This window comes from Georgenia satyanarayanai (genome assembly GCF_900116375.1).
Taxonomy (GTDB): domain Bacteria; phylum Actinomycetota; class Actinomycetes; order Actinomycetales; family Actinomycetaceae; genus Oceanitalea; species Oceanitalea nanhaiensis.
Map to the genome: position 1 here is coordinate 34,490 of NZ_UETB01000008.1, position 13,909 is coordinate 48,398.

At 73.9% G+C, this 13,909-nt stretch carries 12 protein-coding genes; 7 read left to right on the plus strand and 5 right to left on the minus strand.

Features of this window, described 5'->3' with window-relative positions:
* Nucleotides 1–136: 136 nt before the first annotated feature.
* From DSZ44_RS11420 to DSZ44_RS11440, 5 genes are all read left to right on the plus strand, one after another.
* Nucleotides 137–1,069, plus strand: a complete 933-nt coding sequence (locus tag DSZ44_RS11420) for a metal ABC transporter solute-binding protein, Zn/Mn family (protein WP_110852761.1) — start codon at nucleotides 137–139, stop codon at nucleotides 1,067–1,069.
* Complete coding sequence (locus tag DSZ44_RS11425) at nucleotides 1,066–1,809, plus strand: metal ABC transporter ATP-binding protein (protein ID WP_110852762.1); 744 nt, start codon at nucleotides 1,066–1,068, stop codon at nucleotides 1,807–1,809. Before DSZ44_RS11420 ends, DSZ44_RS11425 begins: the two co-directional genes overlap by 4 nt.
* Nucleotides 1,802–2,683, plus strand: a complete 882-nt coding sequence (locus DSZ44_RS11430) for a metal ABC transporter permease (RefSeq protein WP_110852763.1) — start codon at nucleotides 1,802–1,804, stop codon at nucleotides 2,681–2,683. Before DSZ44_RS11425 ends, DSZ44_RS11430 begins: the two co-directional genes overlap by 8 nt.
* Entirely contained in the window at nucleotides 2,680–3,684 is a 1,005-nt protein-coding gene (locus DSZ44_RS11435) for a metal ABC transporter permease (protein WP_110852764.1), read from the plus strand. Before DSZ44_RS11430 ends, DSZ44_RS11435 begins: the two co-directional genes overlap by 4 nt.
* A 67-nt stretch (nucleotides 3,685–3,751) precedes the next feature.
* Nucleotides 3,752–4,993, plus strand: a complete 1,242-nt coding sequence (locus DSZ44_RS11440) for an MFS transporter (protein ID WP_110852765.1) — start codon at nucleotides 3,752–3,754, stop codon at nucleotides 4,991–4,993.
* On the opposite strand, the gene DSZ44_RS11445 is transcribed toward DSZ44_RS11440, so the two are convergent.
* From DSZ44_RS11445 to DSZ44_RS18310, 5 genes are all read right to left on the minus strand, one after another.
* On the minus strand, nucleotides 4,990–5,667 hold the full coding sequence (locus tag DSZ44_RS11445) for a hypothetical protein (protein ID WP_258369447.1): 678 nt from the start codon (nucleotides 5,665–5,667) through the stop codon (nucleotides 4,990–4,992). The two genes, DSZ44_RS11440 and DSZ44_RS11445, sit on opposite strands and share 4 nt — an antisense overlap.
* Nucleotides 5,668–5,710: 43 nt before the next feature.
* Entirely contained in the window at nucleotides 5,711–7,744 is a 2,034-nt protein-coding gene (locus DSZ44_RS11450; protein ID WP_110852766.1) for a serine hydrolase domain-containing protein, read from the minus strand.
* A gap of 109 nt (nucleotides 7,745–7,853) precedes the next feature.
* Nucleotides 7,854–9,593: a pyruvate dehydrogenase gene (locus DSZ44_RS11455; protein WP_110852767.1), complete on the minus strand. Its 1,740-nt coding sequence runs from the start codon at nucleotides 9,591–9,593 to the stop codon at nucleotides 7,854–7,856.
* Nucleotides 9,594–9,782: 189 nt separating this feature from the next.
* Nucleotides 9,783–10,100: a PAAR domain-containing protein gene (locus DSZ44_RS11460; protein ID WP_110852768.1), complete on the minus strand. Its 318-nt coding sequence runs from the start codon at nucleotides 10,098–10,100 to the stop codon at nucleotides 9,783–9,785.
* Between the two features lie 3 nt (nucleotides 10,101–10,103).
* Nucleotides 10,104–11,420, minus strand: a complete 1,317-nt coding sequence (locus DSZ44_RS18310) for a COG1470 family protein (protein ID WP_110852769.1) — start codon at nucleotides 11,418–11,420, stop codon at nucleotides 10,104–10,106.
* 167 nt (nucleotides 11,421–11,587) lie between these two features.
* Here DSZ44_RS18310 and DSZ44_RS11470 point away from each other — a divergent pair, with 167 nt between their 5' ends.
* Complete coding sequence (locus DSZ44_RS11470) at nucleotides 11,588–12,211, plus strand: response regulator transcription factor (RefSeq protein ID WP_110852857.1); 624 nt, start codon at nucleotides 11,588–11,590, stop codon at nucleotides 12,209–12,211.
* Between the two features lie 89 nt (nucleotides 12,212–12,300).
* A complete protein-coding gene (locus DSZ44_RS11475; RefSeq protein WP_146237531.1) occupies nucleotides 12,301–13,824 on the plus strand; it encodes a DUF222 domain-containing protein in 1,524 nt (507 codons plus the stop codon).
* The last annotated feature ends 85 nt before the right edge of the window (nucleotides 13,825–13,909 follow it).

Here is a 13,909-nt window from a genome sequence, read left to right on the forward strand (position 1 = left end):
TGAGCCGGTCCGCTCCTCGACTGTGCGCCCGCTGATCCACTGTGCGCCTGGCCGACCGGGCGCACAGTGGATCAGCGGGCGCATGGTGCGAGGGGTGGGGTGGGACGCCGGGCGCAAGTTCGGCTAACCTCTCCCTATGAGTTCGGGTACCCGAAACCGTGTGGCGCTCGCGGCGGGTCTCGTGCTGCTCGCGGCGTGCACGGGGCCGGCGGGCGGCGCGGACGACGGGCGCGTGCGCGTCACCGTGACGACGACGCACGCGGCCGACCTTGTCCGTGCGGTCGGGGGTGCGCACGTCGAGGTCACCGCGCTCATGGGGCCGGGCGTGGACCCGCACCTGTACCGCGCCGGCCAGGGCGACGTGCGCGCCCTCGTCGACGCCGACCTCGTCGTCTACCACGGCCTGTTCCTCGAGGGCCGGATGGAGGAGGTGCTCGAGGCCGGCGCGCTCGAGCGGGTGCTCGCGCTCACCGACGCGCTGCCCCCCGACGCGCTGCTCGCCTCCGCCGACCACCCCGACCAGTACGACCCCCACGTGTGGTTCGACCCCGAGCTGTGGGTACAGGTCGTGGACCCCCTCGTCGAGGAGCTCACCGAGATCGCCCCCGAGCACGCCGAGACCTTCGCGGCCGGCGGCCGTGAGTACGTCGAGGACGCGCTGGACGCCCACGCCGAGGCCGCCGAGCTCCTCGGCGCCGTCCCCGAGCAGCGCCGCGTCCTCGTCACCTCCCACGACGCCTTCGGCTACCTCGGCCGCGCCTACGGCCTGGAGGTCCGGGGCGTGCAGGGCCTGTCCACCGAGGACGAGGCCGGCGTCGCGGACGTCCGCCGCCTCGTCGACCTCCTCGTCGAGCGGCAGGTGCCCGCCCTGTTCACCGAGTCGAGCGTCTCCCCGGCGAGCATCGAGGCCGTCCGCGCGGCCGCGGCCGACCGCGGCTGGGACGTGCACGTGCCCGAGCAGGGCCTGTACTCCGACGCCCTCGGTGAGCCCGGCACCCCCACCGGCAGCTACGCGGGGATGCTCCGTGCCAACGCCGAGACCGTCGCCACCGCCCTGGGAGGGTCATGACCGCGCCGCTGTCCGTCCACGGGCTCACCGCCGCCTACCGCGACGAGCCCGTCCTGTGGGACGTGTCCTTCTCCGTGCCCGAGGGTCGGCTCGTCGGCGTGGTCGGCCCCAACGGCGCGGGCAAGACGACGCTGCTCAAGGCCGCCATGGGCCTGGTGCGCCCCGTCGCAGGCGCCGTCGAGATCTTCGGCCAGCCCCTGGAGCGGGTGCGCCGCGAGGTCGGCTACGTCCCCCAGCGGGGGAGCGTGGACTGGGACTTCCCCACCGACGCGCGCGACGTCGTCGAGATGGGCACCTACGGGCGGCTCGGCTGGCTGCGGCGGCCCGGCGCGGAGGAGCGGCGCACCGCCGAGCGCTGCCTCGAGCGGGTGGGCATGCTCGACCTCGCCGGCCGGCAGATCGGGGAGCTGTCCGGTGGGCAGCAGCAGCGCGTCTTCCTCGCCCGGGCCCTGGCCCAGGACGCGCGGCTCTACCTCGCCGACGAGCCCTTCGTCGGCGTGGACTACCTCACCGAGCGGGTCGTCGTCGACCTCCTGCGTGAGCTGCGCGACGAGGGCCGCACCGTCGTCGTCGTCCACCACGACCTCTCCACCGTCGCCGACTACTTCGACACCGTCGTCCTGCTCAACCGCGAGCTCGTCGCCGCGGGCCCGACGGCGGAGGTCTTCACCGCCGAGAACATCGCCCGCACCTACGGCGGGGCGGCGCGCCGTGCGGAGGAGATGGGTCGCGATGGGTGACCTCGCCGCGCTCGCGGGTGACTACACGCTGCGGACCGTCGCGCTCGGCGCGGCCGTCCTCGGGCTGCTCGGCGGCACGCTGGGCACCTTCGCGGTGCTGCGCCGCCAGAGCCTGCTCAGCGACGCGCTCGCGCACGCGACGCTGCCCGGGGTCGTCCTCGGCTTCCTCCTCACCGGCACCACGTCCGGCTCCGGTCCCATGCTGGGCGCGGGCGCGACGGCGGCGCTCGCCGCGGGGCTCGTCCTCGTCGTCGTCCAGCGCACGCGCGTCAAGCAGGACGCCGCCCTCGCGCTGGTCCTGTCGGTGTTCTTCGGTGCCGGCACGGTGCTGCTCACCTACGTCGCGGGCACCGGCGCCTCCGGGCAGTCCGGCCTGGACCGCTTCGTCCTCGGGCAGGCCGCGAGCCTCGTCGCCGCTGACGTGCGCGCCATGGCGGCGCTGACGGGGGTGGCGCTCGCCGTCGTCGCCGTGGCGTACAAGGAGCTCAAGCTCGTCGCCTTCGACCCGGCCTTCGCGCGGGCCGTGGGCTACCCGGTGCGGCGCGTGGAGGCTCTGCTCACCGTCCTGCTCGTCGTCGCGATCGTCGTGGGGATCCAGACGGTGGGCGTCGTGCTCGTCGCCGCGCTCCTCATCACCCCGGCGGCCGCGGCGCGGCAGTGGACCGACCGGCTCCCGGTGATGATCGTGCTCGCCGCGCTCATCGGGGCGCTCAGCGGCGTGACCGGGGCGGTGCTCAGCGCGACGGCGACCGACCTGCCCACCGGTCCGCTCGTCGTCCTCGTCGCGACCGCGCTCCTCGTCCTGTCCCTGCCCGCGCGCCGCGTCCGCGGCCGGCGGGGCGCCCGGCGCGCACCGGTGGGGGAGCGGGCATGAACGTCGACCTCGTCATCATCGTCACCGCCCTGCTCGTCGTCGCCCCGTGCGCACTGCTCGGCTGCTTCCTCCTGCTGCGCCGCAGCGTCATGGTGGGGGACGCGATCTCCCACGCCGCCCTGCCCGGGATCGTCCTCGCCTTCTTCCTCACCGGGTCCCTCGGGCCGCTCGCCGCGGTCGCCGGGGCCGCCGTGTTCGGGCTGCTCACCGTCGTCCTCGTCGACCTCCTCGAACGGAGCGGGACGGTGAGGGGCGACGCCGCCACCGGCATCGTCTTCACCGGGCTCTTCGCCCTCGGTGTCCTCCTCGTGGCCCGCTACGGCGGCAACGTCCACCTCGACCTCGAGCACGTCCTCTTCGGTGAGATCGCCTTCGCGCCCCTGCACCTGCTCACGGTCGACGGGGTGAGTCTCGGACCGCGCTCCTGGTGGACCACCGGGACCGTCGCGGTCCTCGCCGTCGCCGTCGTCACGCTGCTCCACAAGGAGCTCAAGGTGACGACCTTCGACCCGGCGCTCGCCGCCGTCGTCGGCCTCTCCCCGGTGCTGGTCCACCACGTCCTCATGGCGCTCGTGTCCGTCACGGTCGTCGGTGCCTTCGACTCCGTGGGCGCGATCCTCGTCGTCGCCCTCCTCGCCGGGCCCGCGGCCACCGCGTACCTCCTCACCGACCGGCTCGGCCTCATGCTCGCGACGGCGCTCGCGGTCGGGGCCGTCGCCGTGCTCGTCGGGTACGGGCTCGCCGTCGTCGGGGACCTGTCGATCGCGGGGATGGTCGCGAGCGTCGTCGGCGTCCTCTTCCTCCTCGCGCTCCTCGCCGCGCCCCGCCACGGGCTCGTCGGCGCCGCGGTGCTGCGCCGCCGGCGCCGCACGGTCCTGCGCCGTCGCCTCGTCGCCCACGCGCAGCGCGCCCTCGGCGGGGACGCGACGACGGCGGAGCTCGCCGCCCGGCTGCAGTGGCCTGTCTCGCAGGTCGAGCGGGTGCGCGCTCGGCTAGACTGAGGTCCTCACAGGGTTCGCAGCGCTTCCGGGGTGGGAGGAGCGCGGTCCGATCCTCCGTGGAGACCGATTGTCCGCCCTGTCCTCCTACCGCAGCCTTTTCTCGCTGACCGGTCCGCTCTACGTCGTCGTCGCGCTCGTCGCACGACTGCCCCTCGCCATGGCGCAGATGGGCACGCTCCTCCTCGTCGCCGAGGTGAGCGGCAGCTACGGCGGCGGTGGTGCCGCTGCCGGTGCCTTCGCCATCGTCAACGCGGTCGCCTCACCCGTCGCCGGCGCCCTCACCGACCGGATCGGGCAGCGACCCGTCCTCCTCGTCCAGTCGGCGGGTGGGGCGCTGACGCTCGTCGCGCTCGTCGTCCTCTCGGGACAGGACGTGCCGTGGCAGCTGCTCGCCGTGGTCAGCGGTGTCGCGGGCGTGTTTGTGCCGCAGATCGGGACGATGGCGCGGGTGCGCTGGCGTGAGCTGGCCAAGACCCGCGGCAAGGAGCGCTTCACGCTCCTGTCGACCGCCTTCTCCTACGAGGGCGCGGCCGACGAGGCCGGCTTCGTCCTGGGCCCCGCGATCGTCGGGACCATGGCTGCGCTCGTCTCCCCGGCCGGCGCGCTGCTCGTCGCCGCCGGCGGCCTGGCCGTCTTCGCGACGTGGTTCGCCGTCCACCCCACCGTCGAGCTCGTGCGCGGGCACCGCGGCGAGGGCGGGGCGAGCGGTCCCCGGGTGAGCCCGCTCCTCGTCGGCCTGGGCGCCGGGCAGCTCATCGTCGGCACGATCTTCGGCTCCGTCCAGGCGGGGACGACGGCGATGGCCACCGAGGCCGGCGAGCCCGGTCTCGCCGGGCTGCTCCACGCCGTCCTCGGCGTCGGCAGCGTCGTCGCCGGGCTCGCGATCGTCGTCCTGCCCGTGCGCTTCCGGCTCGCCGACCGGCTGCCGGTCTTCGCGGCGGGTCTGGCCGTGCTCACCCTGCCGCTGCTCGTCGTCGGCTCGCTGGGGGTGCTGGCTCCCGTGCTGGGCATCCTCGGTCTGGCCGTGGCGCCCTACATGATCACGCTGTACTCCGCGTGCGAGCGCGTCGTCGACCCGTCGCGGCTGGGTGCGGCGATGATGATCCTCGCCGCGGCCACGTCCCTGGGCTACGCGCTCGGCTCGAGCACGGCGGGCCGGCTGGCCGACGTCGCCGGCTACACGGGCGCCTACCGGGTCACCGTGGTCGCCGGCACCGTGGCACTGCTGCTGTCCCTCGTCCTGCGCGTCGCCCTGCACCGCGAGCGCCGCGCGCTGGAGGCGGCCGCGCCGAGCCTGCCGGTCGTCTAGCGCAGGGGCGCCGGGGTGACCACCTCGCGCCACTGCTCCGCCGCCAGCGGCTCGTGCTGCTGCTCCTCGCGGCCGGCGAGGTGCTCGCACAGCGTGATCGCGTCGGCGAGCAGCTCGCGGAGCATCCCCGAGGGGTCGGGGACGCAGGCCGTGGCCAGTCCCACCGTCGCGATCTCGACGACGGCGGAGCCCGGGTGGTGCGCGCCCACCCCACCGACCTGCTCGACGAAGGCGCGTGCCCACGTCTCCGCGAGCGGCACGGCGTCGAGCGCGCGGCGGCTCGCCGGGTGCAGGCCCGCCTCGCCCGTCCGCTCGGCGCGCCGGCGCTCGCAGCTGAGGATGCCCACCGCGAGGGCGCGCTGGTGGTGCTCGCTCACCACGGGCAGCGCCCGTGAGGCGGCGAGGAGCGTGAGCTCGTCGTCCCACCGCGGGTCCTCGCTGCGCAGCCCGATGACCGCCGGGATGAGCGTCGCCAGCCGTGGCCGCTCGGCGTCCTCGGTGAGGTCGTTGACGAGCCGTGCCAGGTGGGCGAGCAACGGATGGGTGCAGGCAGGCTTGTCGCTCCACCGCTCACCGGCCAGGTAGGAGGCCAGCTCCATGAAGCAGGCACCCCTGCGCGGACTGCGGTGCTTTCCCCGCGACAGCATGGGCAGGATCTCGATGTCGGCGTCCACGACGTCACCTCACACTCTCGGCACCCGCTAAGTGTGGCCCCAGTCACACGGCGTCCGCAATCGCTACGGGGACCGGCGCGAGGAGGTCGAGGGTGAGGACCGCCTGGCCGCGCAGCTCGGACCGCGCGTCCGGCCGCAGGGTGTCCGGCCGGCGCGGGTTGTCCAGGTGCCGCAGCACGCGCTCCAGGACTCGGGCGGCGGCGTCCTCGCGGCCGCGGTCGAGCCGGTCCTGCGCCTGGTGCAGGGCGGTGGCGAGCTGGTGGGCGATCGGCCCGGCGACACCGCCGGAGGCGAGGTGTCGTTCCAGCGCGGCGTCCAGGCCCGCGAGCGCGTCCGCCGGCGCGGTGGGGACGGCGGAGCCGTCGGCGGTGACCCGCGTCCAGCCGTCCGTGACGACCGTCGCCCGGTCGGCGGGGTCCCAGTCGTCGACGACCGGGCCACCGTCGTCGACCACCCGCAGGTGCTCGACGTAGACGCCGCGGCCGGAGTAGAAGGTGTCGGTGGCGTAGCGCAGCCGCAGCAGGACGTCGCCGGTGAGGCCCGCGAGCTCGAAGCGGCCCTCCCACCAGCGGTCCTCGCCGTCACCGGACACGCCGTCCGTCGCGTCGCGGACCGCGTCCCCGGCGGCGACGGTGCCCGTCAGCGGCTGCCACGTGGCGCCGTCGTCCGTGGAGGCCTCGACGTGGAGGACGTCGGTCGGCTCGGTGTGGAACCACAGGTCGAGGAGGAGCTCGCCGTCGCCGGAGAGCGTGGCCGGCACGGTGAGACTGCGGTCGAGGAGGTCACCGATGCCCGAGTACCACGCGGCGCCGCGGGCGAAGCCGGTCATCGGGCGGGCCAGGCCGGCGGCACGGGCGACCGCGCGGCGCACGGGGTTGATGTTGCCCCAGTCGCGGCTCGGGTGGACCCGGTTGGTCATGAGGATCGCGATGGTCTCGGTGTGCGGGTCGATGACGAGGGACGTGCCGGTGTACCCGGTGTGCCCGGCCGACTCCGCGCTCGTGAGGACGTCGTGGTAGAACCACGCCTCCAGCTCGGGGCCGAGGCCGCGGTGCGAGGAGGAGAGCTGCCCGGTGTAGTCCCGCATCATCGTCTCGACCGTCGCGGCCTCCAGGACGCGCGACCCGTCGTAGCTGCCGCCGTTCAGCAGCATCTGCGCGAAGACCGCGACGTCGTCGGCGGTGGAGAAGACGCCGGCGTGCCCGGCGACACCGTTCAGGCGCCACGCGGCCTCGTCGTGGACGACGCCGTGGACGAGCCCCCGCGCCGGAGTCGCCTGGTACTCCGTGGCCGCGATGCGCGGCAGCAGCTCGGCCGGCGGGTTGTACATCGTGTCGCCCATGCCCAGCGGGCCGGTGATGTGCTCGGCGACGTAGCTGTCGAGGCCCTGGCCGGAGACCCGCTCGACGATCTCACCCAGCGTGATGAGCCCGAGGTCGCTGTAGAGGTACCCCGTCCCGGGCGTGCTCGTCGGCGTGACGTCCCAGACCCGCTGGAGCGCGGCGGTCTCGTCCGGTGCGCTCCACAGGTTGATCCACGCCGGCAGGCCGGCGGTGTGGGTGAGGAGCTGCTGGACGGTGATGGCCTCCTTGCCGTTCGCGGCGAACGCGGGGACGTAGGAGGCGGCGGTGTCGGCGAGGTCCACCTCGCCGGCCTCGACGAGCTGCATGACGGCGACGGCGGTGAAGAGCTTGGACAGTGAGGCGAGGTCGAAGATCGTGTCGGTGCGCATCTCGACCTGCTCCTCGGCGGGCAGCTCGGTGGTCGCGTCCGCCCACCGCACCGCGTGACCGACCGCGGTGCGCTCGACGACGACGCCCTCGGCGGCGACGAGCGCCACCGCACCGGGGTAGAACGGCGTCGGCTCGCGGGTGAGCCCGTCGCGGAGTGCGGGCTCGATCTGCTCGAGCTCGCGGGCGACGAGCCCGACCTCCTCCGCGGTGCCGTCCCGCAGCACCCGCTCGGGCGCCCCCGCCCGGTCCCACCCCATCCGGTCGTCCTGTGCGCCGGCGGCGGGGAGCACCGCCCCGGCGACCATGACGCTCAACGTCGCACCGACAGCAAGCAACCTGCGCATGACGTACCCCTCCCGTAGGTCCCGGCGTCCTCGCCGGCACCGCCCACTGTGACGAACCGACGAGGGCTGCGTCAAGGGTTGACGTGTGGTGCGCCGTCCTGCAAAGGAGTTACGGGCGGGGAACGTTGCGGAGGTTGGAGCGTGCCATCGCCATGACCTCACCGGAGCCGCCACCGAAGATCTGCTTGGTCATCGACGTCGCGAAGCCGCGCACCTGGCCCGCCGAGATGCTCGGGGGGATCGACAGGGCGTTCGGGTCGGTCATCACCTCCACGAGCACCGGTCCACGCCGGTCGAAGGCATCCCGGAAGGCGCCGGACAGCTCGCGCGGGTCCTCGACGCGCAGGGAGGGGATGTCCAGCGCCTGCGCCAGACGGCTGTAGTCGACGGCGGGGGACTCGGTCGCGTGGTGGGGCAGGCCCTCGACGAGCATCTCGAGCTTGACCATCCCGAGGGAGGCGTTGTTGAAGACGACGACGGTGACCGGCAGGTCGTAGTGCCGCAGCGTGACGAGCTCGCCCAGGAGCATCGACAGCCCGCCGTCACCGGCCAGGGCCACGACCTGGCGGCCGGGGTCGGCGAAGGCGGCCCCGATCGCGTGCGGCAGCGCGTTGGCCATCGAGCCGTGGATGAAGGAGCCGATGACCCGCCGTCGCCCGTTCGGCGTGAGGTAGCGCGCCGCCCACACGTTGTTCATCCCGGTGTCCACCGTGAAGACGGTGTCCGGGCCGGCGGCCTCGTCCAGCCGCACGGCCGCGTACTCGGGGTGGATGGGCCGGTGCTTGTCGACCTTGCGGGTGTACGCGCCGACGACCTTCGTCATGACCTTCTCGTGGCGCTTGCGCATGTCCTTGAGGAAGGCACGCGACTTCTTGCGTCGCACGAGCGGCAGCAGCATGCGCAGTGTGGCGCCGACGTCGCCGTGGACGGGCACGTCCAGGCGGGTGCGCCGCCCCAGGTGGGTGACGTCGACGTCGATCTGGGCGGTGCGCACGTCGGCCGGCAGGAAGTCGGTGTACGGGAAGTCGGTGCCGACGAGGACGAGCAGGTCGGCCCCCTCCATCGCGTCCTGGCAGGCGCCGTAGCCGAGCAGGCCCGACATCCCGACGTCGTATGGGTTGTCGTACTGGATGACCTCCTTGCCGCGCAGCGAGTGGCCCACCGGTGCACCCACCTGCTCCGCCAGGGCGAGGACCTCCGCGCGCGCCCCCCTGGCCCCGGCGCCGACGAAGAGTGTCACCTTGCGCGCAGCGTTGACCGCCTCGGCGAGGGCGGCGACGTCCGCCTCGGCCGGCACGAGGGTGGCCGCCCCGGTGGCCGGCACGAGGTGCTGACCGTCGTCGTCGATCTCGGCGTCGGCGACGTCGCCGGGCAACGTGAGGACGGCGACGCCGGGCGTGCCGACGGCGTGCTGGATCGCGCTGCGCGTGACGCGCGGGAGCTGGGCGGGGGTGGTGATCAGCTCGGAGAAGACCGAGGCCTCCGTGAAGAGGCGGTCGGGGTGGGTCTCCTGGAAGAACTGCGTCCCGATCTCGCTGCTCTGGATGTGCGAGGCGATCGCGAGCACGGGCAGGCGCGAGCGGTTGGCGTCGTACAGCCCGTTGATGAGGTGGAGGTTGCCCGGCCCGGCGGACCCGGCGCAGACGGCGAGCCGGCCGGTCACCTCGGCCTCGCCGGCCGCGGCGAAGGCCGCCGCCTCCTCGTGGCGGACGTGGACCCACTCGATGCCCTCGGTGCGGCGCACGGCGTCGACGACCGGGTTGAGGGAGTCCCCGACGATGCCGTAGATGCGCTCGACGCCGGCGGCGGCGAGCTGGCGGACGAGGTGCTCGGCGATGCTCGTGGCCATGGGGGCTCCTTCGGCAGGGGGCGGGAACCTCGATGGTCGCCTGCGTGCGCCCGTCTCGCAGGTCGAGGGACGCCGCGGCCCGCGCGCCACTGTCGCGGCCGGTGAGCTGCCGACGCTCTCGACCCCGCGAGCGTGGGTGGCCGACCACGTGCTTCGGTGCTGGACCGGGGGGCAGCGTCGAGGAACGGATCAGCCGCCGATGATGACCGTCGGGCAGCCGGGGCCTGGCGCGATCGGCGTGCCGTGCATCGACAGGTCGCCCAGGCGCGCGGCGGGGAAGTTGCCGATGAGGACGGTCATGCTGCCCATCGCGATCCCGTTGGGGGCGGGGGAGACGCACGCGATGCCGCCGGGCATCGAGTTCGCGACCGCCGCGGGCATCCCGCCGATGAGCACGGTGAGTACCGCCGCCGCCGGCGTGACCGGCCCGCCCACGTGCGGCTTGGGGCCGTCGAACAGCGGGCACAGCGCGCTGTCGCCCGCGCGGAGGGCCGGTCCTACGGGCACCGCTCAGTCCTCGACGGGCTGGAGGAGGGTGCCGCCGTAGAGCACCGAGGTGTCGCAGGTGGTGGGCGGCGGGTCCTGGGCCGGAGGGACTCCGACCTCGTCGCAACGGACCGTCATCACCAGCTCGGCGCCCTCTCCGGCGACGATCGGCTCCTGGAAGTGGTAGTCGACGCTGCGGAAGTTCTCCAGCGCGAGGTCCAGGAGCGTGCGTCCCTCCAGGGTCACCTCGACGCGCCCGAAGTCGCCCTGCGGGTTGCTCAGCACGAAGTCGGTGAGGCGGACCGTCCCCTCGGCGGGGACGACGAAGGACTCCGGTGACTGGGTGGCCCCCGGGGGCGTGTTGACCTGGAAGCGGTCGGCGACCGGGACGACGAGGTCGTCCAGGGTCGGGGAGCCCACCAGCTCGTTCGCCTCGACGGCGGCGGTGCCGGCCTCGGTCGCCGCGCCCTGCGCGGCCTGCGCGGCGTTGGACGCCTGCGCGGCCTCCTCGCCGGCCTGCTGCGCCGCGACGGCGGCCTCCTGGGCGGCCTCGTTCGCCGCGGCGACGTCCTCCTCGACGGCTCGCTCCGCCGTCGACACGATGGTGGGGCGCAGGACGAGGAACCACAGCGCGGCGAGGAGGAGCAGCAGGCCGAGGAGAGCGAGCAGCGCCTTGAGGAACCACGGCGGCAGGAGCGCCTCCTGCAGGTGGGTGCCCTCGAGCGTGACCGGCGTCGTCTCCTCGGTGTGGACGGTGAGGGAGAAGGGGTGCGTGACGGAGGCCCCGCGCCAGATGCGGGTACGCGGGCTCACCCGCAGGTCGGCGAAGGCCGCCTCTCCGGGCGGGACGGTGAGTGCCGGGGGTCGCGCCTCCACCTTGAGGGCGTCCTGGTCGGGGGCGTCCAGGCGGACGGTGACCGGGACGTTGCCCCGGTTGTCCACGGCCACGTGGTGCGTGGCCCCGCGCCGGCCGCGGGAGGTGCGGGGAACCAGCTCGGCGGTGGTCTCGAGGAACGGCAGGACCTCGACCATTCCCTCGGGGACGACGGCCTGGTCGGGGTGCTCGGTGGGCACCACCCGCACGCCGAAGCTCAGCTGTCCCGCCGGCACGGACGCGGATCGGGGGGGCGCGAAGGAGATCGTCGCCGTCGTCTCCGTGCCGGGGAACAGGCCGGTGATCTCGGCGGGCTCCACGGAGGTCCACGCGCCCGGCACCCCGAGCACCTCGATCCGGTAGCCCTCGACGATCTCGCCGTCGTTGCGGATCTGGAGGGGCACCTGCTCCACGGCGCCGGCCGTCAGCTGGACGGAGGGGCGCTCCAGGCGCGCGGTCGTGGTCATGGCCCAGACGGTACGACCGGCGAAGACGCGTCCCTGAGGGCGAAACGGCGGCTCGCGGGGCAGCGGTTCTGCCCGTTGAGTCCGCGTTGAGTGCACGAAGAGTCCTCAGCGGGACAGTGTCCCGGACACGGCGGCGCGGCCGTGCTGGGGTGGAGGAGGACATGATGATGGAACGAGTGCCGGTCTGGGTCAGTGCCCGGGACCCGATCTCGGAGGCCGGCGTGGTGAGCCAGCTGCGCCCACGCCCGGAGGTGCGGATCGTCGGACGCGACGAGGACGACGACGCGCTCGTCGCCGTCGTCATCAGCGACAGTCTCGACGGCGACACGCTGCGGATGCTCCGCGCGGTGCAGCGCAAGGGTTTCACCCGCACGGTGCTCGTCGTGGGGCAGCTCGAGGACAGCGACCTCGTCACCGCGATCGAGGCGGGCGTGGTCGGGCTGGTGCGACGCGGGGAGGCGACCTCGGACCGGCTCGTCGCCGTCATCCGTGCCGCCGCGACGGGGGACGGCACCGTCCCGCCGGACCTCCTGGGCCGTCTCATGGACCAGGTGGGCAAGCTGCAGCGGCAGGTCCTCGGGCCCCGTGGTCTCACCTTCACCGGACTGGCGTCCCGCGAGATCGAGGTGCTGCGTCTCATCGCGGACGGCTACGACACCGGTGAGGTCGCCCGGCAGCTGTCCTACTCCGAGCGCACCGTGAAGAACGTGCTGCACGACGTGACGAGCCGGCTGCAGCTGCGCAACCGGTCCCACGCCGTCGCCTACGCGCTGCGGGAGGGGCTCATCTGAGCGATCCACCGGTCTCGGTGCCGAATGTCAGACCCCCCTGGGACGATGTGACCAGCAGCACATCGAGGGTGTTGGAGGGGGTGGGGACCGTGGCCGAGGAGAACACCGGCGGCGTGGGTTCCGCTCCTGGGCGCGGGCCGGGCGCGGGTGTGGTGGCCGATGCGAGGAGCGAGCTGGACACGATCCTGGAGTGTCTGACGCGGCTGGAGGCGGTGGACTGGCACGAGATGGACGGCCACCGCCTCCACGAGGTCTTCGGGATCGGGGAGCAGCTGGAACGGCGGCTGGCCGGGGTGCGGGCGGCGATGCTGGCCACGATCGAGGCGAACGGGCTGTGGGCGCTGGACGGTCAGCGGACCTTCACCGCGTGGCTGCGTACCCGGACCGATGCCACCGCCCAGAGCGCCTCACGGCAGGTACGCCACGCCCGGGCCCTGCGTGACCTGCTGCCCCTGGCACGGGAGGCGCTGGCGCAGGGACGGATCAGCGAGGAGCACGTGGGCGTCCTGGTGCGCCGCGCGACCACCACCAACCGGTTGCGGGCCCAGCTGGCCGACGAGGACCTGGGTGAGGCGTTCCTGGTGGCCCAGGCCCAGCGGATGGATGCCGGGTCCTTCGCCAGGCTCGTGGAGACCTGGGCCATCGCCACCGACCCCGAGGCCGCCGACCGCGCGTGGCGCGAGGACGGCACCAAGGAGCAGCTGACCCTGTCGCGCACCCTGGACGGCTACCACCTCAACGGGTGGCTGGACGAGCTGTCGGGCCAGAGCGTGGACACCGCACTACGCGCGCACATGGGCCGCAAGGCCAAGGGCGATGAGCGCACCCCGGCCCAGCGCCGGGCGGCGGCACTGACGTCGCTGGCGCGGCAGTCCCTGGACGCGGGTGAGCAGGGCAAGGGCGCCCGCATCCGCCCCCACCTCACCGTCACCGCCGACATCGAGACCCTGCGGGCGCTGGCCGCCGCGACCGGCTCCCCCAAGCCGCCGGTCACCGCCAGCGGCCGGGAGCACGAGCCGGGCGCCGAGCTGGGGTTCTGGGAAGAGGCCACCTTCAGTGCTCCCGGCGGTCCCCGCGACCCCGACCACACCACTGACGATCCGTTCCGGCTCTCCCCGGAGGCGCAGGCCTGGATGGACACCTGGCAGCCGGGTGACACCCACGTCATCGCTGCCGCGATCGACCCCCGTGCGATGACCGGGGTGCAGCCGGCGACCATGGAGGACGGGACACCGGTCCCGCCGGCGATGCTCGCCCGCCTGGTGTGCGAGTCGAGCCTCTCCCGGGTGGTGTTCGGACCAGAGTCCACGGTGCTGGACGTGGGTAGGGAGCAGCGGATCTTCCCCGCCCACATGGTGCGGGCCATCATCGCCCGCGACAAGAAGTGCCAGGTCCCCGACTGCGACGAACCACCCGGGGCCGGGGAGATCCACCACTCGATCCAGTGGTACCGCGACGGCGGGGCCACCTGTGTGGAGCACGGCATCCTGCTGTGCTGGCACCACCACGACTGGGTCCACGCCTACGGCATCACCATCGTCAGAGCCGCCGGCCGCTGGTACTTCTACACCCGCCACGGCCAGCTCATCACCGCCAAGCACGAACAGACCTAGCAGCCCCAGGGGACAGGTCTGCCCACCACCCGGCACGGGCGGTGGGGGTGGCGTGGGCGCGCGGTGCCCCTTCGTGCGGGAGGGA

What these genes read in the sequence shown, in the direction of transcription:
- DSZ44_RS11420 (WP_110852761.1), top strand. Translation starts at nt 137, where the DNA reads ATGAGTTCGGGTACCCGAAACCGTGTGGCGCTCGCGGCGGGTCTCGTG.
- DSZ44_RS11425 (WP_110852762.1), top strand. Translation starts at nt 1,066, where the DNA reads ATGACCGCGCCGCTGTCCGTCCACGGGCTCACCGCCGCCTACCGCGAC.
- DSZ44_RS11430 (WP_110852763.1), top strand. Translation starts at nt 1,802, where the DNA reads ATGGGTGACCTCGCCGCGCTCGCGGGTGACTACACGCTGCGGACCGTC.
- DSZ44_RS11435 (WP_110852764.1), top strand. Translation starts at nt 2,680, where the DNA reads ATGAACGTCGACCTCGTCATCATCGTCACCGCCCTGCTCGTCGTCGCC.
- DSZ44_RS11450 (WP_110852766.1), bottom strand. Translation starts at nt 7,744, where the DNA reads ATGCGCAGGTTGCTTGCTGTCGGTGCGACGTTGAGCGTCATGGTCGCC.
- DSZ44_RS11455 (WP_110852767.1), bottom strand. Translation starts at nt 9,593, where the DNA reads ATGGCCACGAGCATCGCCGAGCACCTCGTCCGCCAGCTCGCCGCCGCC.
- DSZ44_RS18310 (WP_110852769.1), bottom strand. Translation starts at nt 11,420, where the DNA reads ATGACCACGACCGCGCGCCTGGAGCGCCCCTCCGTCCAGCTGACGGCC.
- DSZ44_RS11470 (WP_110852857.1), top strand. Translation starts at nt 11,588, where the DNA reads ATGGAACGAGTGCCGGTCTGGGTCAGTGCCCGGGACCCGATCTCGGAG.